At 69.8% G+C, this 25,148-nt stretch carries 20 protein-coding genes and 2 pseudogenes; 11 read left to right on the top strand and 11 right to left on the bottom strand.

The window, feature by feature from the left end; genetic code table 11:
- Nucleotides 1–65 precede the first annotated feature (65 nt).
- On the bottom strand, nucleotides 66–806 hold the full coding sequence (locus EDD27_RS01115) for an SDR family NAD(P)-dependent oxidoreductase (protein ID WP_127940399.1): 741 nt from the start codon (nucleotides 804–806) through the stop codon (nucleotides 66–68).
- Nucleotides 806–1,396 (bottom strand): cysteine hydrolase family protein, encoded by a 591-nt coding sequence (locus tag EDD27_RS01110; protein WP_241563792.1) that lies wholly within the window; start codon nucleotides 1,394–1,396, stop codon nucleotides 806–808. Before EDD27_RS01110 ends, EDD27_RS01115 begins: the two co-directional genes overlap by 1 nt.
- 162 nt (nucleotides 1,397–1,558) lie before the next feature.
- On the opposite strand from EDD27_RS01110, the gene EDD27_RS01105 reads away from it, so the two are divergent.
- From EDD27_RS01105 to EDD27_RS01075, 7 genes are all read left to right on the top strand, one after another.
- Nucleotides 1,559–3,334 (top strand): serine/threonine-protein kinase, encoded by a 1,776-nt coding sequence (locus EDD27_RS01105; protein ID WP_127930647.1) that lies wholly within the window; start codon nucleotides 1,559–1,561, stop codon nucleotides 3,332–3,334.
- A 93-nt stretch (nucleotides 3,335–3,427) separates the two neighbouring features.
- Entirely contained in the window at nucleotides 3,428–3,790 is a 363-nt protein-coding gene (locus tag EDD27_RS01100) for a Zn-ribbon domain-containing OB-fold protein (protein WP_127930646.1), read from the top strand.
- Nucleotides 3,787–4,110, top strand: a complete 324-nt coding sequence (locus EDD27_RS01095; RefSeq protein WP_164903417.1) for a VOC family protein — start codon at nucleotides 3,787–3,789, stop codon at nucleotides 4,108–4,110. Before EDD27_RS01100 ends, EDD27_RS01095 begins: the two co-directional genes overlap by 4 nt.
- Before the next feature lie 34 nt (nucleotides 4,111–4,144).
- Nucleotides 4,145–5,665, top strand: a complete 1,521-nt coding sequence (locus EDD27_RS01090) for a class I adenylate-forming enzyme family protein (RefSeq protein ID WP_127930644.1) — start codon at nucleotides 4,145–4,147, stop codon at nucleotides 5,663–5,665.
- Nucleotides 5,662–7,689 carry an acetate--CoA ligase family protein gene (locus tag EDD27_RS01085; protein WP_127930643.1) on the top strand — a complete coding sequence of 676 codons (2,028 nt, stop codon included), beginning with the start codon at nucleotides 5,662–5,664 and terminating at the stop codon, nucleotides 7,687–7,689. The genes EDD27_RS01090 and EDD27_RS01085 overlap by 4 nt, the downstream gene beginning before the upstream one ends.
- The gene (locus EDD27_RS01080) at nucleotides 7,676–8,425 is read left to right on the top strand and encodes a glucose 1-dehydrogenase (protein ID WP_127930642.1); all 750 of its coding nucleotides are present in this window, start codon (nucleotides 7,676–7,678) and stop codon (nucleotides 8,423–8,425) included. Before EDD27_RS01085 ends, EDD27_RS01080 begins: the two co-directional genes overlap by 14 nt.
- A 258-nt stretch (nucleotides 8,426–8,683) precedes the next feature.
- A complete protein-coding gene (locus EDD27_RS01075) occupies nucleotides 8,684–10,486 on the top strand; it encodes a CHAP domain-containing protein (RefSeq protein WP_127930641.1) in 1,803 nt (600 codons plus the stop codon).
- A gap of 39 nt (nucleotides 10,487–10,525) precedes the next feature.
- On the opposite strand, the gene EDD27_RS01070 is transcribed toward EDD27_RS01075, so the two are convergent.
- From EDD27_RS01070 to EDD27_RS01060, 3 genes are read right to left on the bottom strand one after another with little or no spacing between them, the layout of a single operon-like run.
- On the bottom strand, nucleotides 10,526–11,356 hold the full coding sequence (locus tag EDD27_RS01070) for a TIGR03619 family F420-dependent LLM class oxidoreductase (protein ID WP_127930640.1): 831 nt from the start codon (nucleotides 11,354–11,356) through the stop codon (nucleotides 10,526–10,528).
- Nucleotides 11,357–11,369: 13 nt separating this feature from the next.
- The gene (locus tag EDD27_RS01065) at nucleotides 11,370–12,332 is read right to left on the bottom strand and encodes an acyl-CoA dehydrogenase family protein (protein ID WP_127930639.1); all 963 of its coding nucleotides are present in this window, start codon (nucleotides 12,330–12,332) and stop codon (nucleotides 11,370–11,372) included.
- Nucleotides 12,329–13,441: an acyl-CoA dehydrogenase family protein gene (locus tag EDD27_RS01060; protein ID WP_127930638.1), complete on the bottom strand. Its 1,113-nt coding sequence runs from the start codon at nucleotides 13,439–13,441 to the stop codon at nucleotides 12,329–12,331. The genes EDD27_RS01065 and EDD27_RS01060 overlap by 4 nt, the downstream gene beginning before the upstream one ends.
- A 67-nt stretch (nucleotides 13,442–13,508) precedes the next feature.
- On the opposite strand from EDD27_RS01060, the gene EDD27_RS01055 reads away from it, so the two are divergent.
- Nucleotides 13,509–14,561 carry a helix-turn-helix domain-containing protein gene (locus tag EDD27_RS01055; protein ID WP_127930637.1) on the top strand — a complete coding sequence of 351 codons (1,053 nt, stop codon included), beginning with the start codon at nucleotides 13,509–13,511 and terminating at the stop codon, nucleotides 14,559–14,561.
- Here EDD27_RS01055 and EDD27_RS01050 read toward each other — a convergent pair.
- Nucleotides 14,539–15,513: an alpha/beta hydrolase gene (locus EDD27_RS01050; protein WP_127930636.1), complete on the bottom strand. Its 975-nt coding sequence runs from the start codon at nucleotides 15,511–15,513 to the stop codon at nucleotides 14,539–14,541. The two genes, EDD27_RS01055 and EDD27_RS01050, sit on opposite strands and share 23 nt — an antisense overlap.
- A 95-nt stretch (nucleotides 15,514–15,608) precedes the next feature.
- Nucleotides 15,609–16,277 (bottom strand): type 1 glutamine amidotransferase domain-containing protein, encoded by a 669-nt coding sequence (locus tag EDD27_RS01045; protein ID WP_241563791.1) that lies wholly within the window; start codon nucleotides 16,275–16,277, stop codon nucleotides 15,609–15,611.
- Between EDD27_RS01045 and EDD27_RS01040 the strand changes: the two are divergent.
- Both EDD27_RS01040 and EDD27_RS53825 read left to right on the top strand, forming a co-directional pair.
- Nucleotides 16,258–17,145: pseudogene (locus tag EDD27_RS01040) on the top strand (LysR family transcriptional regulator); the annotation flags it as partial. The gene EDD27_RS01045 and the pseudogene EDD27_RS01040 overlap by 20 nt on opposite strands.
- A 17-nt stretch (nucleotides 17,146–17,162) precedes the next feature.
- A pseudogene (locus EDD27_RS53825) lies at nucleotides 17,163–17,261 on the top strand.
- A 267-nt stretch (nucleotides 17,262–17,528) separates the two neighbouring features.
- On the opposite strand, the gene EDD27_RS01035 reads toward EDD27_RS53825, so the two are convergent.
- Nucleotides 17,529–17,732 carry a hypothetical protein gene (locus EDD27_RS01035; RefSeq protein ID WP_127930635.1) on the bottom strand — a complete coding sequence of 68 codons (204 nt, stop codon included), beginning with the start codon at nucleotides 17,730–17,732 and terminating at the stop codon, nucleotides 17,529–17,531.
- 456 nt (nucleotides 17,733–18,188) lie between these two features.
- Nucleotides 18,189–18,422: a hypothetical protein gene (locus EDD27_RS01030; RefSeq protein WP_127930634.1), complete on the bottom strand. Its 234-nt coding sequence runs from the start codon at nucleotides 18,420–18,422 to the stop codon at nucleotides 18,189–18,191.
- A gap of 168 nt (nucleotides 18,423–18,590) precedes the next feature.
- On the opposite strand from EDD27_RS01030, the gene EDD27_RS53820 reads away from it, so the two are divergent.
- Nucleotides 18,591–19,091 carry a transposase family protein gene (locus tag EDD27_RS53820; protein ID WP_164903416.1) on the top strand — a complete coding sequence of 167 codons (501 nt, stop codon included), beginning with the start codon at nucleotides 18,591–18,593 and terminating at the stop codon, nucleotides 19,089–19,091.
- Nucleotides 19,092–19,191: 100 nt separating this feature from the next.
- Here the strand turns inward: EDD27_RS53820 and EDD27_RS01020 are convergent, their stop codons facing one another.
- The gene (locus EDD27_RS01020; RefSeq protein ID WP_127930632.1) at nucleotides 19,192–19,581 is read right to left on the bottom strand and encodes a hypothetical protein; all 390 of its coding nucleotides are present in this window, start codon (nucleotides 19,579–19,581) and stop codon (nucleotides 19,192–19,194) included.
- 67 nt (nucleotides 19,582–19,648) lie between these two features.
- Nucleotides 19,649–25,105: a LamG-like jellyroll fold domain-containing protein gene (locus EDD27_RS01015; protein WP_127930631.1), complete on the bottom strand. Its 5,457-nt coding sequence runs from the start codon at nucleotides 25,103–25,105 to the stop codon at nucleotides 19,649–19,651.
- Nucleotides 25,106–25,148: the final 43 nt, after the last annotated feature.

Genomic DNA, 25,148 nt, shown 5'->3' with positions numbered 1-25,148 from the left:
GGAATCCTCCTCGGCGGGCAGCCGGCGGTGAAGCAGGAATCTCCTCCCTTCGGGGAGGGGAGCAGTCAACCGTGCATGGTGACACCGCCGCTGACCGACAACGTCTGGCCGGTGATGTAGGCGGCGCGGTCCGTGCACAGGTAGGCGACCAGCCCCGCCACGTCGGCCGGGGTGCCGAGGCGGCGCAGCGGGATGCTCCGTGCGATCTTGTCGACCAGTCCGGGCTCGGCCGCCGACACCCGCCGCAGCATGGGCGTGTCGGTCGGGCCCGGGCAGACCACGTTGGAGGTGACGTGGGCCTTGGCGGCCTCGCGGGCGAGCGTCTTGGCCAGCCCGAACAGCCCGCTCTTGGTGGCCGCGTACGCGCCCTCGCCGCCCGACCCGGCTCTGGCGCCGTCGGAGGAGACGAACACCAGCCGCCCCCACCGCCTGGCCATCATGCCGGGCAGCAGCAGCTTGGTCAGCAACATCGGCCCGCGCAGGTTGACCTGCCACATGAGGTCCCAGCCCGCCGGGTCGCTCTCGGTGAACGGCTCCACGATCGCCACCCCGGCGTTGTGCACCAGCACGTCCACGTCCCCCACCGCCCCGCCGAACGCTTCCACGGACGCCGGCGAGGTCAGGTCCACGGCCGCCGCCCGCGCTCCCGGCAGGCCCGCGGCCACCTTTTCCGCGCCCGGCAGGTCGAGGTCGGCGAGCACCACCTGCGCGCCGAGACCGGTCAGGTCCGTCGCGATGGCCGCGCCGATGGCGCCCGCTCCCCCGGTGACGACGGCCACACGCCCGTCCAGGCGTAGCCCGTCCATCATGTCCACGCCTCGATCAGGTCGGCGGCGGTGGCGCGGGCGGCGAGCAGGGCGATCGTGTTCTTCAGTACGGCCTGCGCGTACTCCTCCGGGATGCCCGCCACCGCGTCCGTCACCACCGTCACCCGGTAGCCCAGATTGACGGCCTCCAGCGTCAGCCCCGGGATGCCGAGGTTGAGCGAGACCCCGGCGGCGACCACGGAGGAGATCCCCAGCGAGCGCAACGTCATGTCGAGCGAGGTGCCGGTGAACGGCGAGAATCCGTGGTGTCGCCGGCTTTCCAGATCGGCGGGATCCCGCAGCTCGGGAAGCACCTCGACCGCGGCCGTGCCCTCCAGCATGTGCTCCGGGTCCTTGAGCAGGGAGACGATGAACGGGCAGTTGGCGGTGTGCGAGCCGGCCCGGTCGGGGCGGAAGGCGGCCGTGCAGTGGATCACCGGGATCCCGGCCGCCCTGGCGGCATGGAGGAGCCGGGCGGTGTTGGCCACGACGTCGTGCCGCTCGCAGGCGGCCACCAGGTCCGGAAATTTCGTGAGATCACCGACGACGCCCCGCTGCATCTCCATCACGAGCACGGCCACGCCTTCCACCGGCGCCTCCCGCCTTATTAGCCGAGCGCTTGCTTGGTATGGCGGAGCATATCATCCACCACATAGGGTCATTCACGGTTAACGTAGGGCGAAATATGTCCACTCGTGACAACCCGCACCCGGGGTGAGACCGTCGAATCCAGGACGGCTGCCTTATGGGGGTTGGACTTGGTCCCTGGTTACCGCGAAGTACGCCAGCTCGGCGCGGGCCACACCGGCCGCGTGTTCCTCGCTACCTATCAGTCGACCGGCGCCTACGTGGCGATCAAGTACCTGAACGCCACCCTGCGCAGGGACACCGAGTTCATGGACCGCTTCCGGTCGGACACCCACCACCTGGTCGAGATCGACGAGCCGAACGTCGTCAAGTTCTACGAGTACATCGAGACCTCGACCCGCGCGGCCGTGGTCATGGAGCTGGTCGACGGCGTGTCACTGCGTACCCTGCTGGCCGAACACGGCAGGACCAGCCCCGAGGCCGCGCTGGCCGTGCTCAAGAGCACGCTCCTGGCCCTGGCCGCGGCCCACGACAAGGGCGTGCCGCACCGCGACGTCAAGCCGGAGAACGTGCTGGTCCAGGCGGACGGCACGACCAAACTGGCCGACTTCGGCGTCGTCGTGCACGCCGAGGAGCCCGGCGTGCCCGCGGGCACGCCGGCGTACATGTCGCCCGAGTTGTGGACGCAACACAAGAGCGGCCCGCCTGCCGATCTGTACGCGGCCGCCTGCGTGCTGTTCGAGGCCGTCAAGGGGCGGCCGCCCTTCCGCGCGTACAAGGAAGGCGAGGACGGCGAGCTCGACGTGCCCGCGACCCGGGACAAGCACCTGGTGGAGCCGGTGCCGCTGGAGGTCGTGCCGGACACGCTGCGCGACCTGCTCAGGCGGGGGATGGCCAAGGACCCGGCCGCCAGGTACGCCTCCGCCAGGCAGTTCGCGGCGGAGCTGGAGGAGGACGCGGTCGCCGGGTACGGCCCCGACTGGGAGAAACGCGGGCGGCGGCATCTGGCGGAGCTGGCCACGTTGCTCGCCCTCCGCTTCCCGCTGGCCAGGACCGACCGCGACGCCGGCGGATCGACGATCACCCTGCGCGATCGCGTCATGAGCCTGCCCAGGCTGCCGCCGCACCTGTGGGTGGCGGGCGCGACGGTGGTGGCCGTGGCGATCGCGCTCGTGTTGTCCGGCGGGCGGCTGCCGCCGGGGCCGGGCGCGATCCTGATGCCGCCGCCGGAGGAGCGGAGCGAGCCCGCGCCCTCCCCGGCCGACGTCACCACATCGGGGCCTTCCCGGACGCCTCAACGGACGACGGCCGCCCCCTCGGCGACCCAGGCGCCACAGTCTCCCGCCGGCACCCCTCCCGCCAGTACGCCTCCTCCGCCGCCGCCCACGGCCGGGCAAGCCGCGACCAGCGTGCCGTCACCTGTCGTGCAGGCGGCCAGCATCGTGCAGTGGAGCGGCACGTCGGGCTCGATCAGGGTCGCGGCGAACGGGACGGGGCCGGTGCGGCTGCGGATCACGTACACGCAGCGGGACGGGGACGACGGGGCGGCCAGGACGGTCCGGCAGGAGAGCCGGACCCTGCGCGGCAACACGGTCTACACCAGCAGCGTCACACACGATCCCGGAGAGGTCGCGTGCGGGCGGCGGGCGTATTTCGGGATCCTGGTGATGACGGAGCCCGCGTCGGGCAACGGGCCGCAGGTGAGCGAGGCCGCCGTGGACGGTCCTGCCTGCCCCACGCCGGCGCCGACCGACCGCTCCGCCCCGCCGGTGCCGACTCCCACGCCGACGGAGGAGCGGAGCACGTCCGCCATCGGCACCCCCACCCCGTCGGCCCCGGAGCCTGCGAACGCACCGATGACCCATCTCTCCACCGACCCCTCGACGCAGCCACCGGCCCCCCTTGCGGAAGACCCCCTCCCGGCTCCTACGGACCGCTGATCATGCCCGCGGTTCACGACGGAGTCGATCCAGGCAAGCACCGGGACGAGGGGGCCTTGCCCGGTAACCAAGCGTGCGCTAGCTTGGCAAGCGATGAGCGCCGACACCTCCGCCTATTGGGCGGCCTGCGGCCGCGGCGAGCTGGTCATCCAGCGTTGTGCGGCCTGTGACGGGCGCGTGCACCTCCCGGAGGCGATCTGCCCCTGGTGTGGCGGCGGCGACCTCGTGTTCGAGCCGGTCTCCGGCGAGGGCGTGGTGCACACGTTCACGGTCGTGCACCGCTCGTTCGCGCCCGGCTACCGGGGACGGGAGCCGTACGTGATGGCCTGGGTGGACCTGCCGGAGGGCGCCCGCGTGTTCGGGCACGTGGTGGGGTGCGCACCGGAGGACGTACGCATCGGGATGCCGGTGCGGGTCACGTTCGTGGACGACTTACCGCATTGGAGGCCGGCGTGAAGCTCGGCAACGTGCTGATCCCCGTCGCCGACCTGGACGAGGCGATCGCCTTCTACGGGCTGCCGGTGAAGTTCAGGGACGGCGACAGGTTCGCGGCGCTGGACGGTGGCGGGGTCACCGTGGCGCTGGCCGGTCCCGCCGAGCACGTCACCGCGTCGGCGGCGCCGTCGTACAAGGTGGACGACGTGACCACGGCCATGCGGGAGATGTCGGCGCGCGGGGCAGAGGTGGTGCGCGGACCCGAGGCGGGACCGCATGAGACGCGCGCCGTGCTGCGTGATCCCTCAGGAAACGTCTTCGTGCTCTATTCCCCTCACTGAACATTCGCCCCTCTGCACACTGGAGGCACCCCCCATGGCGCGATCACCCTACGGCAACTACGGCCACGCGATCTTGACCGCCGGCGCGATGCGCACGCCCGACCGGGTGGCGCTGACGTACTGCGGCGAGCAGAGCTTCACCTACGAGGAGCTGAACAGGAACGTCAACCGCCGCGCCAGCGCCCTCCTGGCGCGGGGGATCACGCCCGGGCAGCGGGTGGCGGCGCTGCTCAACGAGACGCTGCTGGTGGCCGAGGTCTACCTGGCGCAGGCCAAGATCGGCGCGATCACGGCGGCGCTGAACCCGTACTGGCCGGTGGAGACGTTGCGTGACGTCGTGGCGGCCTCGGGATGCACGGCGTTCGTCTATGACGCGACGGTCGAGCAGGTGGTGGAGCAGATCAAGGGGTCGCTGCCGGCCGTGACGACGTGGATCGACGCGCGGGAGCTGGTGGGAGACTCCGACGAGGAGCCGCCGCCGGCCGGGTTCTCCGACGATCCGCTGGCCCTATACTACACCTCGGGCACGACGGGCCTGCCGAAGGCGGTCGTGCACACGCACGCGTCGTCGCTGGCGACCGCGCAGATCTGGCTGGACGTGCCGCGCGGACCCGACTCGGTGTTCGGGACGGGCGCGATCATCTGGGGCATCGGCTTCCCCGCGATCGTCGGGCCCGCGCTCTACGCCGGGATGCGGCTGGTGCTGGAGCAGGACTGGGGTCCGGCGAACTTCCTGCGGGTCGTCCCGCGCGAGCGGGTCACGCATGTGTCGCAGATCCCGTCGTTCTACGCGGCCCTGCTGGGCTCGGCGGAGCACGAGGACGTGGACCTGTCGTCGATCCAGGTGATCATGCTGGGCGGGGAGCCGCTGACCGCCACCATGCTGGACCGGATCAAAGCCAGGCTGCCGCAGGCGGGGGTGTTCTCGTACTACGGGCAGACCGAGGCTCCGTACACGTGCATGGGGCGGGTGGACGACGGCTCGACGCCGCTGGGATCCTCCGGGCGCGCCCGCACCGGCAACGCCGTGCGGATCACGGACCCGCAGGGCAACCGGGTGATCGACGAGGTCGGGGAGATCAACCTGGCCGGGCCGCACCGGATGGCCGAGTACGACGGGCTGCCGGACAAGACGGCGGAGGTGCTGCGCGGCGAATGGTACGTGGGCGGCGACCTCGGCACGCTCTCGGCCGACGGCGTGCTGCGTGTGCTGGGCCGGCGGGAGGACTCGATACTCAAGGCCGGCGTGTGGTCGCAGCCGGTCGCGATCGAGGAGGCCGCCTCGGCACTGGACGGGGTGGCCGAGGCCGGTGCGGTCGGGGTGCCCGAGGGCGCCTCCGAGCAGCGGATCCTGCTGGCTGTCGTGCCGCGCGCCGGGCATTCGCTGGACGCCTCCAAGCTGGCGCTCGCCCTGGCCGACTCCCTTCCCGCACATCAGCGGCCCGATCAGATCGTGGTGGCCGAGCAGTTGCCGCACTCGCAGGATGCCTCGGGCGGGCCGGGCAAGCTGCTGCGCAGGGGGATCCGTGAGCAGTACGGGCACCTGCTGGCGTGAGCGTGTACGAGCACGAGGTCAAGGCGCTGCTGAGCGAGGCCGGGGTGCCGGTGCCGCGCGGCGTCGTCATCCATGAACGGGACTTCACGGCCGCAGGGCAGCTGGCCGAGCCGCTGGTGCTGAAGGCGTTCGGTCCTGGGCTGGTGCACAAGTCGGACGCCGGGGCCGTGATCCTCGGCCTGCGCGCGGCCGACCTGCCGGCGGCCGCCGCGGAGATGCGGTCCAGGCTGCCCGACGTCGCGGGGTTCCTCGTCGAGGAGCAGGCGGACGCCGGGGTGGAGCTCATCGTGGGCGTGGTCAGGGACGTCGCGTTCGGCCCCGTGCTGCTGGCCGGTCTCGGCGGGGTGTGGACGGAGGCGTTGCGGGACACGGCGCTGGGGCTCTGCCCGGTCTCCGAGCGGGACGCGCGCCGCATGCTGGACTCACTGCGTGGGTCCCCGCTCCTGTACGGCCTCCGCGGCGCACCCCCCGTGGACATGGACGCCCTGGTCAAGCTGCTCATGACGGTCGGCGGTCCCGGTGGGCTGTGGGAGCGTCTGGAGCTGGGCGAATTCGAGCTGAACCCGGTCATCGCAGGGCCGTCCGGCGTCGTGGCGGTCGACGCCCGCTACGTCCCCGCCGAGTCCGGGGAGGCGTCTCCGGCGGTGCGCCCGGGGACCGCGGACTTCCTGCCGCTCTTCGAGCCGAAGGCGGTGGCCGTGGTCGGGGCCTCCACCACCAGGCCGAACTTCGGGAACATGTTCCTCGACTTCTACAAGAGCGCCGGAATCCCGCTGGTCGCCGTGCACCCCGAGGCGGACGAGGTGGCCGGGGTGCGGGCGGTGCCGTCGCTGGCGCACGCGGACGTCGATTACGCGCTCGTCGCCGTACCGGCCGACCGTTGCCCCGACGTGGTGCGGCAGGCCGTGGGCGTGTCGTTCGTGCAGGTGATGAGCGGCGGCTTCGCGGAGGCGGACCGCGCCGGGCTGGAGGACACGCTGGTCGAAGCCGCCCGCGCGGCCGGGACACGCCTGCTCGGACCCAACTGCATGGGCGTTTACTGCCCGCGCGGCCGGCAGACCTTCGTGGGCGGCGGGCTCGGCCCGGCGGGATCGGTGGCGCTGATCTCGCAGAGCGGCGGCCTCGCCGGAGAGGTCATCAAGGTCGGGGAGCGGCGCGGGCTGGCCTTCAGCCGGGTCGTCACCGTGGGCAACGCGGCCGACGTGACCCCCGCCGAGTTGCTGCGCTGGCTCGCCAAGGACCCGGAGACACGAGCCGTCGGGCTGTACCTGGAGGATCCGCGCGACGGGCGGGAGCTGTACGAGGCGCTGCGCGCGACGGACCTGCCCGTGGTGCTGCTGGTGGGCGGGCGCAGCGGGCAGGGACAGCAGGCGGCCGCCTCGCACACCGGCGGCATGGTCAGCGACCGGCGGATCTGGGAGACGGTGGCCGAGCAGGCCGGTGCGGCGCTGGTGTCCAGCCAGGACGACCTGATCGGGGTGCTGACGTTCTTCCAGGCGCACGGCTCGCGGGTCACCGAGGGCGACGGGGTGCTGGTGGTGGGGCCGAGCGGGGGCGCGAGCGTGCTGGCCGCGGACGCGTTCGACGCGGCCGGGGTGCGGCTGGACCCGCTGCCCGCCGACGTGCCGGCCGAGCTCCGCGGACTCGGGGTTGTGGCGTCCGGCAACCCCCTGGAGGTGCCGGTGGGCCCGCTCGGCAGGGCCGGGCTGGTGCCCGAGGTCATCGACGCGATCGTCCGGCGGCGGCCGTGCCGCGACGTCGTGGCCCACGTGAACGTCCAAGCGTTCTTCACGTACGGGAACGCGGCCGAGCCCTTGTACGCCTACACGCGGGCGCTGGCCGGCGCTCAGGGCGCGCTGCCACGCACGCGGGTCACCCTGGTCACCAGGAACGGCGAGTGCGCGCCCGCGGGCGTCGAGGACGAGGTACGGCGGATCGCGGCGGCGGCCGGGATCCCCGTGTACAGGACCATGGAGGCGGCCGCGGTGGCCGTCGCGGCAGGAGGTCGTCATGGGGCTGCTTGACGGGAAGGTCGCGCTCATCACGGGCGGGGCGCGGGGCATGGGCGCGGCGCACGTGCGGCTGTTCCTCGAGGAAGGCGCGCGGGTGGTGTTCGGGGACGTGCTGGACGAGGAGGGCAAGGCGCTGGCGGAGGAGACCGGCGCCACGTACGTCCATCACGACGTGCGGAGCCTGGGCGAGTGGGAGCGCGCGGTGGCGACTGCCGTGGAGGAGCACGGCAAGCTGGACGTTCTCGTCAACAACGCCGGGATCTTGAAATTTCGGCGCATCCACGAGATGTCGCCTGAGGAATTCGACCGGGTGATCGACGTCAACCTCAAGGGCGCCTGGCTGGGGATCAAGTCGGCGATCGAGCCCATGAAGGCCGCCGGGCGGGGCGCGATCGTGAACATCTCCTCGATCGAGGGCTTCGTCGGCGCCGAGGGGTTGTCGGCGTACGCGGCCTCGAAGTTCGGGATCCGGGGTATCACCAAGTCGGCGGCCCGGGAGCTGGCCCCGTTCAAGATCCGGGTCAACTCCGTGCACCCCGGAGCGATCAACACGGCCATGGCCATGGACCCGGACCTCGCGAAGGAGGTCGACGCGGAGGCGTTCGTGAAGTCCATGGTCATCAAGCGCTTCGCCAAGCCGGTGGAGGTGTCCCACGTGGTGGCGTTCCTGGCCTCTGACCGGGCCAGCTACTGCACGGGGAGCGAGTTCACCGTGGACGGCGGGCTACTGACGGGCGCGGGCTACTGAAGGACTCAAGGTAGATCTTTTTGCATTAAACCACCCGCGTTTGGACATTTCTGGCAGCATCTTGACCTGGGCTTCCACTGCCTGGCCAAGGCGTGACCCTTTCTTGGAACGTGCTTGACCTGCGCTACGGCACGGTAGCCTCACTCATCACGTAAGAAGACAAGCCTCCGGTTTTGTCACGTGCGTCCCTGGTCGTCCCTTTACCCAGGGCTGCATGGATAAACCCGGTCTTGCCCGGAAGGTTTCCCCCATACTTCCATGACGCCAGAGATGCAGAAGTTCATCGAGTTGCTCGAGAGCCAGCTCGGCTACGCCGAGAAGGCGAGCGGGTACACCAAGTTCGGCGAGTGGTACGGCAAGAACGTCGAGTTCGACGCGGACTACAGCGGCGCCCCTTGGTGTGAGATGTACCTGTCCTGGGCCGCTCACAAGCTCGGCTACGAGGAGTGGGTCGGGCAGTTCGCGTGGACGGTCGCGCACGCCAAGTGGTTCAAGGAGCAGGGAGCCTGGGGTAAGAAGCCCAAGCCCGGCGCTTTCGTCTACTACGACTGGAGCGGGTCGAACGACGTCGACAACATCGACCACGTCGGCGTCGTCACCAGGGTCGAGGGCGACACGATCTTCACCATCGAGGGGAACATCGACGGCGGCGTCGCCAAACGTAAGGAACGTGACACAAGCAAGGTCGTCGGGTACGGGTACCCGGAGCAGATCAAGGCCCGTCTGGACGAGGACGCCGCCCGTGAGGCCGCGGAGGCCCAGAAGAAGGCCGAGGAGCAGGCGTCCCTGCCGCCCGGCCCCGGCACCGACGTGGGCGTGCTGCAGATGCCGGGCGAGACGCTTACCGGGCTGATCCCCCAGACCGAACGGGAAGAAGCCGCCAAGCCTCCGCTCGCCGGCCGCCCCGAGCCCAAGCGGACCAGCGCGGAGAAGACCCAGGAGGCCGCTCCCGCCCCGGCCGCGACCTCTTCCTCGGCCGCCGCGGGCAAGAGTGTCACGAAGGGCAAGCACGCCAAGCCGTCCACTGCCGACACGACGTCGGTCACCGCCGAGCCGCTCCCGACGCACGCCGATGCCTCGGCCACGGGCCCGCTGCCGGTCATCGAGTCCCCGACGCTGATCGGCTCGGCGCTGATCGCCGCACTGGCCCTGCTGGCCGTCGCCAAGACCCGCCAAGTCCGGCTCCGCCCGGCCACCGCCACCGCCGACCGCCCGCCCCGTTCCGGCCCTGCCCACCGGCGCCGTCGCCGGCGCGGCGCGCCCAAGCCCGCCGACGCCCCGCTGTGGACCGCGCAACTCCGAGACCCCCTCGAACCCGCCGCCACCCCCGAACGACCTGCCACCGCCGCCCGCGCCGAACTCGCCGCAACCGCCGGACAGGCGTCTGAGCAGGTACGGCGACTGCTCGGCAGCCGGCCCTTCGACCCGGTCGCGGACGTCGCGCCGCGCCGCGCCGCCGCTTCGGACCGCCGCACCACCGCCGACACGGGTCCTTTCACTCCTGCCTTCGACACAGGCTCCTTCGAAGCGCCCCTCGACACAGGCCCCTTCGAGCCCTGCTGGGAGACCGGGCCCATGCGGCGCATCCGCGACAGCGACCCCTTCGAGGCCGAGTTCGACAGCAACCGGTTCGAGTTCACCGACGAGACCGGGCCGTTGCCGCGCATCCGCGATACCGGACCGTTCGAGCCCGTCCACGGCGCCGGGCCGCTCGTCGTCGACACCGGGCCTTTCCAGCGTGTCGTCATCCCGGGGGCGACCAGCGCGTTCGACGCCTTCGCCCCGGTCGCGAGCGCCGTCCCGGGTGGGGACATCCTCAACTCCCCCGACGTCGGCACGGCGGCCTACCGGGGACGTCGCCGGCGTCAGGAGCCGTTTGTCGAGGAGCGGTTCGCCGAGGAGCGATTCGCCCCCTTCACCACTGACCTCGCCCCGCGCGGCCGTCGTCACCGCTCCGCCGGGTCCCCGCCGCCCTTTCCCGGGCAGGGCGGCCGCGAGCTGGTCGGCGCGATCAGCGCCACCTCCACGGGCCGGCCCAGAAGGGGCCGCCACCGCGCCTGAGTCCGCCCCCGGGTGCCGGGGCCTGCGGCGTGGTCGTTGTCAGCCCGCCGGAGCTCGGCCGCCGACCCCGTACCGGGCGGCGAAGTCCGTCAGACCGGCCACGGCGTCGCGGCTGCGCGTCCACGGCCGGACGATCAGGCGTTCCACGCCCAGCGCCGCCCAGGCGGGCACCTCGTCCGGCGAGGACAGGGAGTAGGCGTGCGCCGTCACAGGCACGCCCGCTGCCAACCGGTCGAGCTGCGGCTTGATCGATTCGAGGGTGTGCGGCATGCTGATCCACCCGTCGCAGAGCCGCGCCGCCCGGCGCAGCGCGGCCGGCGACTCCCCGCCCGCGAGCATGGGCAACCGCCGCTGCACCGGCTTGGGCTCGAAGGCGACCTCGGGGAAGGAGTAGAACGTCCCGGAGTGGGTGACGACCGGCTCGCTCCAGAGCCGCCTGACCACCTCGATCGCCTCGTCCAGCCGCGCCCCGCGCGTGCCGAACGGAATCCCGGCGGCCTCCCACTCGCCCCGGTACCAGCCGGCCCCGACCCCGCAGATGGCCCGCCCGCCCGAGACCACGTCCAGGGTGGCGAAGGCGCGCGCGGACACGAACGGGTGACGCAGGGCGAGCAGCTGCACTGCCGTGCCGAGCCTGACGTGCGAGGTGAAGGCGGCCAGCCAGCACAGGTACGCGGGCGCGTCGAACAGCGGCGTCGCAGGCTTGATCGCCGGCGCGGAGGTGCCGGGGTAGGCGGCCAGTGACAGGTCGGTGGCGAAGACGAGGTGCTCGGGCAGCCACACCGACTCGAACCCCAGCTCGTCGGCGGCCACCGCCACGTCCTTCCACGCGGCGGGATGCAGCAGCCCGAGCGGCACGCCGAACTTCATCACAGCCTCCGCCTCACGGGTACCTCCGCACATCGCCGCCCAGCACAGCGGCGCGCACGCGCTCGCGGTGAGCGGCCGTGGTGCCGTAGGCGGCCGACAACGACCAGGCCCGGGCGATCCAGAACCGGAGATCCAGCTCCTCGGTGTACCCGATGGCCCCGTGCACCTGCAGCGCCACCCTGGCCGCCAGCGTGGCGGCCTCCCCGGCGGCGGCCTTGGCGGCGCTCACGTCCCGCTCGACGGTGGCGGCGTCGCCGTCCACCGCAAGCGCCGCCCGGTACACCAGCGGCGCCGCGAACTCCACGGCCACGGCCACGTCGGCGAGCTGGTGCTTGACCGCCTGGAACGACCCGATCGCGGCGCCGAACTGCGTCCGCACCTTGGCGTAGGCGACGGAGACCGCGAGCAGTTCCCTGGCGACCCCGATGAGCTGGGCGGCGGTCGCGACCGTGGCCCGCCGCAACGCCGGACCGGCCGACCCGCCCAGCCTTTCGGACTCCTCGAACGCCACCTCGAACAGCGGCCGGCACGGATCGGCGCCGGGCCGGGGCGTGAGACGGGCCGATTCCCGCGCGACCAGCCGCAGGCCGTCGGCGCCCGCCACGACGATCACGTTCGCCAGGTCGGCGTCGGGCGCGTACACCTGCCCGGGCAGCAGCACGCTCACGCACACGGTCCCCGAGGCGAGCTTCGGGGCGCCCGCCACGAGGTACGGCGCCGCGACGGCGGTCTCCACGACCGGCCCGGGAAGGCACGCCCGCCCGGTCTCCTCCAGCGCGGGCACCACGTCGGCCAGGCCGAGCCCCAGCCCGTCGCTCTCGGGAGGCAGGAGCAGCCCGAAGAATCCCAGCGCGGCCAGTTGCTCCCACCCCGGCCGCCGCTCGGAGCGCAGCGCGGCCGGCGGGCAGTGCGCCCGCAGCACGTCACGCACGGTCGCGGCCAGCGCGAGCTGCTCGTCGGTGAAGGCGAAGTTCATCTCGGCAGCCCCAGGACCCGCTCGGCGATGATGTTGCGCTGGATCTCGTTCGTGCCCGCGTAAATGGGCCCGGCCAGCGAGAACAGGAATCCGTCCAGCCAGGGCGTCTCCCCCGCCCGCTCCCCCAGCAGCTCCATGGCGAGCGTGTGCATGCGCAGGTCCAGCTCCGACCAGAAGACCTTGCCCATGCTGGCCGCCGCCCCGACCTCCTCCCCCGCCATGATCTTCCGTGCGGTCCCGAAGGTGTGCAGCCGGTACGCCTCCGCCTCCGTCCAGCACCGGGCGGCCCGATCGGCGAGCGCGGGGGCGCCGGCGGCCGAGCTCCGGCGGGCCAGCGTGACGAGCCGGTCGGCCGTGGCAAGGAAGCGGCCGGGGCTGCGCAGGGTGAGGCCGCGTTCGGAGGAGGTGGTGGCCATCGCGATCCGCCATCCCTCGCCGACCTCGCCCAGCACCGTGGAATCGTCGACGAACACCCCGTCGAAGTGCAGTTCGGCGAAGCCGGGCAGCCCGTCGAGCTGCGCGATCGGCCGGACCGCGACGTCGTCCATCGGGAACATGAAGTAGGTCAGTCCCTTGTGCCGCGTCCCCGACGTGCGGAACAGGCCGAATCCGTGGCTGGCGTACGCGGCCCGCGAGCTCCACGTCTTGTGCCCGTACAGCCGCCAGCCGCCGGGCGCGGGCTCGGCCCGGGAGATGAGCGCGGCGAGGTCGCTGCCCGCCTCCGGCTCGGACCAGGCCTGCGCCCACACGTCGTCGCCCCTGGCCATCCTCGGCAGCCAGCGTTCGCGCTGCTCCGGCGTGCCGAACCGCATGAGGCACGGCGCCAGCAGGAAGATCCCGTTCTGGGTGACGCGGGCGGGGGCGCCGGCGGCCCAGTACTCCTCCTCGAAGATCAGCCAGTCGATCAGGGAGGCGCCGCGGCCGCCGTACTCCTCGGGCCAGGAGACGACGGACAGCCGAGCGCCGGCCAGCCGCGCCTCCCACGCGCGGTGCGCGGCGAAGCCCTCGGGGGTGTCCATGGACGGGAGCGGTCCCGGCGCGTGCGTGCTGAGCCAGTCGCGAACCTCGGCGCGGAATTCCCGCTCGGCCGGGGAGAAGTCGAGATCCACGACCACCAACCTAGCGCACGCTTGGTTCGCTCGCCAGGCCGCCGTGCACCCAACTACTCTGATGGTTGTGCAGGGACTACTGCTCCGGCTGTCCACGCTGGACGCCGACGCGGAGAGCGCGGTGCGGGTCATCGCGTACTTCGACTCGCTGGTGCGCGACCACGTGAGCGTGCCCGTCCTGGTGCACGCCACGGCCCGGCTGGCGCAGTGCCCGGTGGGGCTCTTCGACGCGGCAACCGGCCGGCGCATCCGCACCTCTCCCAGCGGGGTCGCGGACCGGCCGGCGACGCCCCCCGCCCAGGTCAGGGAGCTGAGCTCCGGGCTCGGGTCGGTCTGGATGGAACGCGAGGGCGCCGCCCACGGGCTCGACGAGATCGTGCTCGAACGGTACGCGGCCGCCGCCGAGGTCACTCTGGAACGTGCCGCCGCCCTGGCGCAGGCGGGCCAGGACCCGGCGCTGGTCGAGCTGGTGTTGTCGGCCGAGACCGGCGAGGCGGAGCGGGCCAGGGCGCTGCGGCTGCTCGGCTTCGCCCCGTCCGCTCCGCTGCAGGCCCTCGCGATCGCGCTGTCCGACCAGGGGCTGGCGGCCGGGCTGCGCACGATGGGTCACCAGGTGCGCGAGGCCAGGATCGGCGACACCGAGGCCGTCCTGGTGGCGACCAACCTGCCGGATTCCGTCGTGCCCGACGGCGCGCGGGTGGGGATCGGGCCCTCGCTGCCCGGCGCGCAGGCGGCCGAGTCGTGGGCCGGCGCGCGTACGGCGCTGCGCTTCACCGGCCCGCACGACCCCGTGATGCGCTGGTCCGAGCTGGGCGCGCTGGCGTTGTTCGCCGACCTGCCCGAGGCGGCGATCGCCGGGCTGGCCGACGTCCGGGCGGTGGAACGGCTCGGCGAGGAGGCGGCGGCCGTGGTGCGGGCGCTGTGCCTGGCCGGCTCGATCCGCGGCGCGGCCACCTCCATGCACCTGCACCACAGCTCGATGGCCGCCCGCATCGCTCGCGCCGAGTCGGTGCTGGGCTTCTCGCTCGCCGACGCGCCGGGGCGCCTGCGCGCCCACCTGGCCCTCGCCCTCGCCCGCCTGCGCGCGAACCTTCCCGCTACAGGCCGTACGCCCGCTTGAGCGCGGCCAGGCGGGCCGCCTTGGCCCGCTTGCTGAGCTCGGCGTCCGGCACCATGCCGTCGAACCCGTGGAAGGCGCCCGGGTAGAGGTGGAACTCGGTGGACACGCCGGCCTGCGACAACCGCAACGCGTAGTCGATGTCCTCATCCCTGAACACCTCCAGCTCACCGACGTCGATGAACGCCGGCGGCAGCCCGGACAGGTCGGTGGCGCGGGCCGGGGCCGCGTACGGAGGCACGTCGTCCGTGCCGATCCGGTCGCCGAGCAGCGCGGTCCAGCCGAAGATGTTCGCCGCCCTGTCCCAGACGATGGCCTCGGCGAACTCGTGGCTGGACGGGGTGATGTTGCGGTCGTCCAGCATCGGGCACACCAGCAGCTGGAACGCCACGTCGGGGCCGCCCCGGTCGCGAGCCAGCAACACGGTCCCCGCGGCGAGCCCGCCGCCCGCGCTGGCGCCGCCGACGGCGATCCTGGCCGGGTCGATGCCCAGCTCGCCGGCCGCCTTGGCGGTCCACACCAGGCCCGCGTAGCAGTCCTCGACCGGGGCGGGATACGGGTTCTCCGGCGCCAGGCGGTAGTCGACGGAGACCACGACGGCGCCGAGCTGCTCGGCGTAGCCGATCATCATCGCGTCGTCGATCTCCGGCACCCCGATGACCATCCCACCGCCGTGGATCCAGTAGAGCCCCGGCCGGTTGGTCGGGGCTCGGCCCTCGCCGGCCGGGCGGTAGATCCGTACCCGGACGTCCGGCGCGCCGTCGGGTCCCGGCACGTGCCGGTCCTCGATCACCACGTCGGTGTCCGCGGGCGGCGCGGCCGCCAGGAACGCGTTGATCTGCGCTCGGAGCCCGTCGAGCTCCTCGGGGGCCACGCTGGGCAGGTCGAACACCGGCAGCGGCGTCTGCTCGAGCGCGATGCGGATTTCCGGGTCGAGGTTGGGGTGGTGTGCCATGCGGTTAACCTTCCACGGGTCGCGGGGCGTCACTCCTCGATGGTCCGAGCCCTCACCCGGTGCTCACAACCGCCATCCGGCGGTGTTTGTTCAGCTCACGCCCACCGTTCGGCGAGGAGCTCGAGGACCCTCTCGGCGAGAGGGGCGGCGCTGGCGGGGTTCTGGCCGGTGACGAGCCGGTCGTCCACGACGACCTGGGCCTGCCAGTTCGGGCCAGGCTCGTGCTTGGCGCCCCGGTCCACCAGCTCGTCCGCCAGCAGGAACGGCACCACCTGCGCCACGCCGCGCAGCTCCTCCTCCTCGTTGGTGAAGGCCGCCACCCGCTTGCCCGCCACCAGGTACGACCCGTCGGACAGCGTGAGGTTCACCAGCGCGGCAGGACCGTGGCAGACGGCGGCCACCACGCCGCCCCGCTCGTACACCTCCCTGCCGACGCGGAGGACGCCGGGATCGCCGGGGAAGTCCCACATGGTGCCGTGGCCGCCGGCGTAGAGCACGGCGTCGTAGCGGGAGGCGTCGACGTCGGCCAGGCGCGCGGTGTCGCGGGACTCCGGCGAGGCGAGGAAGGCCACCTGGGCGGGGTCGTCCGGGTCGAAGCCGTCCTGGGGCGGCTCGCCACCGCGCACGCTGGCGACGTCCACCTCGTACCCGGCCTGGCGGAAGATCTCCCAAGGGTGGGCCGCCTCGGGCACGTAGTATCCGGTCTTCTCCACCCCGCCGAGGTCGTCGTGGCTGGTCAGTGCGATGAGAATGCGCTTGCTCATGCCTGACAGCATGGCCTGCGCCTGCCATCAGCGACAAATAACCAAACATCCCCCGAGCCATCAGAATAGTGATATGTCGCCTGTCTCGCTGGACCTGCTCCGGACCTTCCTCGCGGTGCACAGGACCGGCTCCCTCACGGCCGCGGCGCAAACGCTCGGCCTGTCGCAACCGGCGGTGACCGCGCAGGTCAAGACCCTGGAGTCGGCGCTGGACCGGCCGCTGTTCGACCGGTTGCCGCGCGGCGTCGCCCCCACGCCGGCCGCCGACGAGCTGGCCCGCCGGGTGGCGGCCGCACTCGACGCACTGGACGAGGTGGTGGAGTCGGAGCTGCCCTCGGACGAGGCCGTGCATCTGGGCGGGCCGGCCGAGTTCCTGTGCGAGGTGGTGATGCCGATGCTCGCGCCGCTGGTCGAGGACGGGCTGCGGCTGCGTACGACGCTCGGCCTGACCGACGACCTGCTGGCGGACCTGGCGGCCGGGCGGCTGGACCTGGTGCTGTCCACGATCCGGCCCCGGGTGCGCGGCGTGCAGGCCGACCCGGTGTACGACGAGGAGTTCCTCCTGGTCGCCGCGCCGCCGCTGGCCGCCACGTGGAGGGACGCCAAGGCCGGCGTCCCGCTGGTGGCCTATGCGGAGGACCTGCCCATCGTGCGCCGCTACTGGCGGACCGTGTACGGCAGGCGGCCGGCGATGGCGGCCCAGGTCGTCATCCCGGACCTGCGCGGCGTGCTCAGCGCGGTCCGGGCCGGCATGGGGGTCTCGGTCCTGCCCGCGTACCTGTGCCGCCGCGACCTGGACGCGGGCACCCTGGTCACTCTGGCCGACCCGGAGGAGCCGCCGATCAACACCGGATACCTGGCCGTCCGCTCAGGTGCCCAGGCCAGGCCCGCCGTGGCCAGGGTGCGGGCTCACCTGCTCGAAGCCTTCCGGGCGAACCCGCTGTACTGAAGCGGGTGCCGCAGGTTCGAATCCTGCCGGGGGCACTCATCTCCACCAGGCTATTTGCCCTCTGACCTGCGGTTTCTCTGCCGCAGGTCTTTTGCTTGCCATGCCCCGAGGGCACCCGTATGCAGCCGTAGGACCTTGATCACGGGATACATACGGGATGATCTTGGACGCATTTCCTACTCGCGGGTATCTGCTGGACCAGCGGCGAGAGCTTCGATTCGGCAGAGCCGCAGGCCGCACCCCGCCCGGGAGTGCGCGGCGGAGGCAGTGCAGGGATCACGTCGCCCCACCGCGCAGCCATGTCAGTTGCCGCCACCGGTCCCGGCCGTGTCGATGGGCCAGACGGCCAGCATGTAGCTTTCGCCGCGCTCCCTGGCGACCATCGTCGGCGACAGGCGGTGGGAGCGGCCGTGCACCCGAACGCCGTAGCGGCCCGCGCCCTGGTAGGCGAGGTTGAGATAGGGGGTCGGGTCGTCGTCGATGGCGATGAAGTCAGGCAGCTGCATAATGCCGGTGGTAGTGACGAATTGGCATCCTGGGACGCCTGCCGGCTCTTAGCGGGCATCCGAGGCGCCTCGAAGCTGAAGTTCACCCGCATGTCGGCGATGCCATCTGCGACAGCGGAGATGATCACGATCACGTCGGGTGCCGTGGCCATCCATCCGCCCTCCCTCAGTTTCGGGCAAGCCGGTCGGCTGCCGGTTGAGATTGCAGATCACGACGCGTCCTTCACGCACTCTGATCCGGCCGACCAGCACGTCCGGAGGGGGAACTGGCCATTGGTCGCGCCCCTGCGCGCGGTAGCCGATCTCGCCTTCTGGGCCGGCGGCTAAGGCGGCCTGTCCTGGCTTTCGGGCCATCTCCTCTGCTGCAGCCGGTGACTCATACAGCGGCCACACCGTGAACAGGAATCGCTCCAGAGGCTCTTCGGTCGCGTCTCGGCCATGGCTTCGGCCTCTGGCCTAGACCCGCAAAGAGTAGCGACCCACCCCGCGATGAGCCAGGTTAGGCAGATCCGACGACGAGCCGGCCATCATGCCGCGCACGAGGAGACTGCCCGTCGTCGAGGTCACAGTGACCTCCTCGGCCTCCTCCCACTCTTGGCTGGACAGGGGCGGCTCGTACGCCGCCAGCTGGACCACTACCCCGACGACGCCCGTGTGCACGCCGGCAATGACGACACCTCCAACCACCAAGCCATTGAGGTGATCTCAGCGAAATTGTTCGGACGATTGGGATTTCTTGGACGTCGTTGCCGACGTTCCGGGCCTTTCGGGAGGAGTCGCCGAAGGCCGGAAACAGGCATGGAGCCCCCGGTAAAAGAGCTCTCACCACAAGACGCTCAACCGGCCGGAAGGCTCCACGTGATTGCTCATCGTGCCACGCTCGACGTCTCCCGCGCACTCGTTCAGTACGTCGCCCGCCTCCTGCACGAAGAACGCCGCCTGCGTGGCACCCCGAAAGGCAGCCGGGTCTTGAGCCCGTTCCGGCAGGCGGTCATGGTGGTGCGCTGGTTCCGCGGTGAGCATGACGTTCCCAAGCTCGGCCGTGATCACCGCGTCTCCCGGGCCACCGCCTACCGCTACATCCACGAGGGAATCGAGGTTCTCGCAGCTCAAGCGCCGGATCTGTCCCAAGCCATCGAGCGCGCACACGCTGAGGGGCTGGCGTACGTGATTCTCGATGGCACCCTGATCTCCATCGACCGCTGCGCCGAGCAGACCGTCAGCGTCAAGGGCGAACCCATCGACGCCTGGTACTCAGGCAAGGCCCACCAGCACGCCGGCAACCTGCAAGCGCTCTCGGCACCGGACGCCGGGGGAGGGAGGTCATGTTCTCGATGCCACCGAGGTCTGCTCAGATGACGACAACCGCGACGTAGAAAGGACTACGGTGAGAATACGGTTGTCGTTCTGAACCTTCAGCAAAGCTGGCCTCCCTTAAAGTTCTCGCTCACTTTCCCATTTAACCAGCAGGTATCCGCGTCACATCGCCACCAGAGCGGCGCACTAACAGAATCACCACTAATACGGCTATGACTAAATTCACCATCAAGAAGACATTTAGTCTATTCAAGCTCACAAGGAGCGAATAGGCCGATACAATCACCTCAACGCCAATGACAACACCCGCCCCCCATCGGATCCGCCGTGTGACGACGAAGCTCAGGATGGCCGGCAGAAAGCCGCTCGCTAAAACGAAGATCGACAGGGGCGGCAGTACGCTCATCTCCCGATCGACTGTATATCCACTGACAATCAGGCCGATCTTGACCGCGAGACCGACCAGTGCAATGGCGGATTGCAACAGCATGAGAGCACGGACACGCCGTGTTGTGCGATCAGTGAGCTTCACTGGATATACCTTTCCCAATCGCGAAGCCGCCGGTGGCCTGCGAGGCCACCGGCGGGCTCCTACATGCTTAGAAGTACTTCGTCGATGCCCTCACCCAGCAACTCTGCAGGTTCATCGGGTCGGAGGCCAGCGGCCCTCCCTTCATCGGGAATTGTACAGTGACATTCATTATGTGTCGGATGCTGTCGAACCAGCATAGACCGAGTATTCCCTCACAGTCCACTGTGAACGGCCTGATCTTGCCGGGAACCGGTATTTGCACCCACAGGTTTCCTGCTTCGCCGTCTACTGAGTAAGAAGCCGAGTCGTTTGTCTTACTGAATCCGGCTCCACCCACTCCCGTGTCGAGGCTAATGCTTCCCACCGTCATTGAGAATTTTGCGGTGCTGGCGAGTTTAACCTTGATGTTCTTCACTAGATTCTTGTTCGCGGCTTTGAAGGCCGACGTCATCTTGACATGACTCCAGCCCTGAAGTTCTTCGACCCGCACGCTTGTCGGGCCACCCAGCGTGTAATTGTGCACCCCCGACCAGCGCAGGACTCCGCCCGATTCGAAGCTCATACCAGACATAACGTTCTGCTTGCCGTAAGTGTCGATACGGCAGATGTCCTGCCCGAAGTCGCAGTTGACCCTGTAGCCGAAAACGGTGTCGCCGTTCTTGCCCTTACCGCACAAACTCTGCGCCGACGCTGCCGCGGCCACGCCTTGTGCGAGTGCGGGGGTGCTTCCGCACCCGTCCGGCCCCGGGCCTTCGAGGATCATGTCCATGTCACTAACGTCGACGTCGACGACCACGGATATATGCCTAATGTGGCCGCAGTCCGTGAAGGAATAGTCCAAGGTGTCGGTCAACTCACTCGGCTTCGACAGTTGATTGCCGTCTTTATCCGTCGTGACGTCGGTCCAACTTCGACTGAAGGTAGCCCGAAGTGTGGGACTTCCGTCCGGCGACGTATACGCAAGCGTATTACTGAGAGAAACGGACGTGCCGGTCCGCTCTGTGTTGCTCTTCTCCAGACCTTCCTTCTCTTCAACCAGAATGGGGTTGGTAAGCGACAACTTCGCGGTGACCGGGCTCCGCGGATCCAAGCCGTCCGATTGGTTTTGTGTGTTCGCCGTGCTCACGCTGCTTGACCAGACATCCGGATAGGTGCCTTCCACGACGCCGCTCTGTCGCAAATAGTATTCCTGCACCGTCACTTTGAGAGACCCCTGGCTGACCGCTGATTCGCATTCTGCGGGGGGAGCCGGCAGAGCCCGTGGAGTCAGCGAGATGCTTTCCCACTCTCCTCTGCCGAAACGCGTCTTCGCAGCGACTTTGATCGTGTAAGTCTCACCATTCGTCAAGCCGGTGATAGTAGCCGAGGGCATCGTTGTCTGGACGGAGCGCACGCTCTCGCCCGTCGACGAGACCGCCTCTACCTCGTAGCCCTCCAGCAGCGCGAGAGAACCGGTGCTGGACGGGATGGCCCAAGAGACGATGACTCCCCCATCACCGGGCTGACCGGAGAGATCTTGGACCTTACTCGGCGGACCAGCGGGCGTGTAGCCAATCTTCAGGCTAGGCGGCGTCGAAGCGGTCGGCTCCGCAAATGTGACCGTTGTCGGATTGTCGGTCTTCACCAACAGCCATGAGTACTGATCTCCGACGATGTCAACCTTGGGCTGAGCGATGGTCACGGAATACTTTGAGGCATCGTTCGTGGTCTCGACGACAGTGCCGATCGTGGTCTCAGTGGTGACCGACGAGTCCAGACGCGTGATCGTTATCGGCGTGTCCTGAGGACACGAACCGCCGGAACACGTTGGTGTGCCGAGATCCAGCAGTGCCTCGACCGGTAAAGCGTCGTCTGGAAGTTCGTCCAGCCTGAATCCGATCATCGCGGCGGTCTTGTCGGCACCGCTACCGCCGATCCGTATCATCGAGTCATCGGTTACTGTACATGGTGACCCGCCGCAGGCGGTGGGGTCGGTCTTGGCCGTCTTGATGACGAAGCTGTCTTTGCCCAGTGTCAGGTGCCGGACATCCCCAGTGGGCGGCGGCGGAGGTGTGCCAGGGGTCGTGAAGGAAACCGCAGCGGTCTTGGAAGTGCAAACTTCCTCGACAAATTCGTCTGAGGTAGCGCCACTGACCGGCCCTCGCTGCGCGGTAGCCGCGGCTGTCGTTCCGCCGAGTGGGGTGTTCATGTCGGTGGTGATTTCGGCGGCGCTTTGGGCGCGGTTGTAGACGCGTACTTCATCGATCGCGCCGTTGAAGTACTCGCCCCACTTGGCGTTGCTGCCGATCCGGAGCGCGCCGCCGTCGTCGACCAGGCTGCCGGTCATTGTGAGTTGTCCGGTCTGAGTGCCGTTGACGTACAGCTTGGCGATGCTGCCGTCATAGGTGACGGCGAGGTGACTCCAGACGGTCACCGGCAGGGCAGTGGTGCCGTTGACCGTCTGGTGACCGGTGGCGTCGGGCTTGAGCAGCCAGGCCGATGGCACCGTTCCGTTGGAGGCGTACAGACCGTACGCGGATCCGGCGGTATGGCCCTTCATCGCCACGGTTCGCCAGCTGCTCACGGTGGTGGGGTTGACCCAAGCGGAGAGGGTCATGCCTGTGGTGAGCCGGAGCACGCTGCTGTGGGGGATCGTAACCGTGCTCGTGCTGCCGTTGAAGGACAGTGCCTTGCCGTGCTTGCCCGTGACCCAGGTGGTGTCGGCCGTCGTGCCGGTGCCGGCCTTGCCGGAGGCGTCGCCGATGCTGGTCCCGCTGCCCTCTTCCATGCCGTAGGCCGCGACAAGTCCCTCCGGTAGCGGCGTGGGTGTGGGGGTTGGTGTGGGAGTTGGTGTCGGGTCCGGAGGCGTGGTCTCGCCGGCCTGCCCGACGGCGCAGGCCACCATCTGCCACTTGTACGTGGTGCCGGGCTGGACGGTGTTGGCGGGGATCTGGAAGGAAGCGCGCTCACCGCCGTTGACGCTGCGCGTGCCGAGCGGTGCGGCGCCGACGGGCGTGCCGTTGCTGTCGTACAGGTAGTACTTCGTGGTCACCGGGCCGCCGGAGGGGCGGTTGACCATGCCGGACAGAATCGGCTGAGAAGGTTCAGCCATGCCGGTCTCGGTGTCCGTCGGGAGCATCGGCGCATCGGAAGTGATCCGGTAGGCCGGGCTTTCGTTGCAGGACGGCGGGATTACGCCGGTGCGGCAGGCTTTGACGACGAATTTGAAGCTGGCCGGGTTGTCCAGCGTGAACACCTTATCCAGCACCTGGCCGGAGGGGATGTTGTTGTGCGTGGTGGTGCCGGGCACACCGACGAGGGCGCGGATGTCCTGGGCGGTAAGGACCCGCTGGTAGACGTGCACATCGTCCACCGCACCGTCCAGATCCCCGGCCAGGGCGCGCCCCTGGCCGATCTCGAAGACACCCCGGGCGTTCCAGGTGGCGGTGTGGTCGCGTTCGCCGGCCAGAATGCCGTCCACATACAGCCGGATCTTGCCGGCGGCGTGGTCGTACTGGGCGGCCACATGCGTCCACTCGTTGATCTTCGCCAGGTCCTTGGACTGCACGACGGTTTCGTAGATGCGGTCTGCCCGGTCCTCTTTGATCATGGACAGCAGCCAGCGCTGGTCGTACTCGGGCGCTGAGGAGGTGCGGTAGGACAGCGTGAAGCCGGGCAGGTGGACGCCCATCTGGGACAGCACTGCCTGCTCGGTGGTGCTGTTGTCCAGGCGCACCCAGGCGGTCGCGGTAAAGCTCTGGTTGGTGTTGATGACCGGACCGGTGGTGGCGGCGTACGCACCGTCGGTGAACTTCACCGCCTGACCGAGCTGCCCCGGAATCCGGGTGTAGGACCCGGTCAGGGTGGCCGGGAAGTTCTTGCCGGAGGAGTCGGCGGCGGTGGCGCCGGAGGTCTCATCCAGCTTCCAGTACGCCTGCTCACCCACGGGTAGCTGGGTGGCCGGAGGCGCCATGGTGGAGTCGTTGACGGTCACCGTGTAGTTCAGCGGCGTCGCCTCGGGCACGCTGGACTTGTAGCTCACCTTCACGTTGGTGCTTCGCGCGATGGCGTCATTGCCCACCATCGAGTCGATCGACTCGGCGGTTACGGTGGGGATCTCCGGCGGCAGCACCCAGTCCACGCTCAACTTAGGCACGTTCTGGCCCCACAGCTGCGCCCAGAAGGAGAAATCCTCCCACAGATCCTGGGGCACTGGACTCTCCTGGGACAGCCGGAGCATCAAGCCGTGATTCTGCGTCCCCGAGGCCCATGCCTGGGCCATCGGGGTGAGGTCCCAGCTCCACACGGAGCCTGCGGTGCCGGGCAGGGAGCAGGGGTCGATGGAGGAGCGTCCCTCGGCGGTGGTGGTGGGCTGGTTGCTCCAGGAGGTGTCGTCGGCCACCCAGGACTGAGTGATCCGGTGGGCGCTGATGCCCTGGAACTCGCTGCAGGATGTGACATCGGTACGCAACATCAGCTGCATGGTGGCCTTAACGACCTGGCGGCCGGTGATGGTCGCGGTGTCAAAGGCCATCAACGCCCGGCTGTTGTCCTCCTTTCTAGTGCAGGTCGGATAGGGATTGCAGGTCTGGTAGTTGCGTCGTCCGACGTATCCGGGGCTGATCTGGGCGTTGGGCGATCGGATCCCGACCTCTTGAGTGATCCCGAGCGTGGTGGTGGGATCCACAGTCACCGGGTATCGCGTGGCCGGGTCAGCCAGCCAGGCCGCATCCGGCTTCAGCACCAGCAGGGGCGAGCCCTTGCTGGTCTCGACCGACGTTTTGATCTTCGTCTGACGTCCCAAGTGCTCGGCGGTCGGCTTGCTGGCAGCCGCGTCCCACATCACAGGAGGCGGGGCGGAGGCCAGCGTTCGCTTGCCAGCAGTGAGCGTAAGGCCACCCGACTTGGTCACCTTGAGCGTGAGCCCCTCTGCCTGCACCGGCATCCGGAACTCTAGAGGACCGGTGGGCCGCTCACGCAGCACGACGTCGTGCCGGAACCCGGTGGGCAACGCGGTCACCACCAGATCCGCGCCCTTGCCCGCTGCGTCGACGTATCGGGCGACATTGCCGTTGACTTCCGGACGCGGCAAATGGGTGGGCCACGACAGGGCGAACCGCTGCCCTTTGGCGTGCTCCATGGAGACGAACGGCTTGTCACCGCCGAGTGAGAATTCCACATTCGCCTTGGCCAGCTTGGGCCTGAGCACTCCGTCCTGCTCGACGAGCGTAGGGTCCAGCCATGCCCAGGAGCCGTCGGCCTGCTTCGACTGAGCCGGACCGCCATAAGAGTGCGTGGTCAGATGCCCGTCGGGATAAGCCCAAACCCGCGACGTCTCGGTGAACGCCGCCTCGACGGGCACCGCTTTGTCCTGCTTCTTCGCTTCCTCGATGGCCGCACGTAGCGGGGCGTCAGGATCTTCGGGCCGCGGAAAGGTGGTTACGGAAGGAGAAGGCAGAGTTGGGGCTGGCTCCGGGTCGGCCTTCGCCGCACCTGAAACACCTGCTACCAGCAGCGATGCTGCCACCGTGAGCACCGTCGCCATCGCGAGGTGTCGGCGAGGCGGCCAATCCCGTCTCGCCGCGTCA

Origin of the sequence: Nonomuraea polychroma, assembly GCF_004011505.1 — a bacterium.
In the GTDB taxonomy this organism is placed as follows: domain Bacteria; phylum Actinomycetota; class Actinomycetes; order Streptosporangiales; family Streptosporangiaceae; genus Nonomuraea; species Nonomuraea polychroma.
Note: the sequence above shows the minus strand (reverse complement) of the source record. Positions and strands in the feature narration are given on the sequence as shown.

Coding starts and splice junctions, on each gene's coding strand:
- EDD27_RS01115 (WP_127940399.1), bottom strand. CDS start 806: ATGGACGGGCTACGCCTGGACGGGCGTGTGGCCGTCGTCACCGGGGGA.
- EDD27_RS01100 (WP_127930646.1), top strand. CDS start 3,428: ATGAGCGCCGACACCTCCGCCTATTGGGCGGCCTGCGGCCGCGGCGAG.
- EDD27_RS01090 (WP_127930644.1), top strand. CDS start 4,145: ATGGCGCGATCACCCTACGGCAACTACGGCCACGCGATCTTGACCGCC.
- EDD27_RS01080 (WP_127930642.1), top strand. CDS start 7,676: ATGGGGCTGCTTGACGGGAAGGTCGCGCTCATCACGGGCGGGGCGCGG.
- EDD27_RS01075 (WP_127930641.1), top strand. CDS start 8,684: ATGACGCCAGAGATGCAGAAGTTCATCGAGTTGCTCGAGAGCCAGCTC.
- EDD27_RS01070 (WP_127930640.1), bottom strand. CDS start 11,356: ATGAAGTTCGGCGTGCCGCTCGGGCTGCTGCATCCCGCCGCGTGGAAG.
- EDD27_RS01065 (WP_127930639.1), bottom strand. CDS start 12,332: ATGAACTTCGCCTTCACCGACGAGCAGCTCGCGCTGGCCGCGACCGTG.
- EDD27_RS01050 (WP_127930636.1), bottom strand. CDS start 15,513: ATGGCACACCACCCCAACCTCGACCCGGAAATCCGCATCGCGCTCGAG.
- EDD27_RS01045 (WP_241563791.1), bottom strand. CDS start 16,277: ATGAGCAAGCGCATTCTCATCGCACTGACCAGCCACGACGACCTCGGC.
- EDD27_RS01035 (WP_127930635.1), bottom strand. CDS start 17,732: ATGCAGCTGCCTGACTTCATCGCCATCGACGACGACCCGACCCCCTAT.
- EDD27_RS01015 (WP_127930631.1), bottom strand. CDS start 25,105: ATGGCGACGGTGCTCACGGTGGCAGCATCGCTGCTGGTAGCAGGTGTT.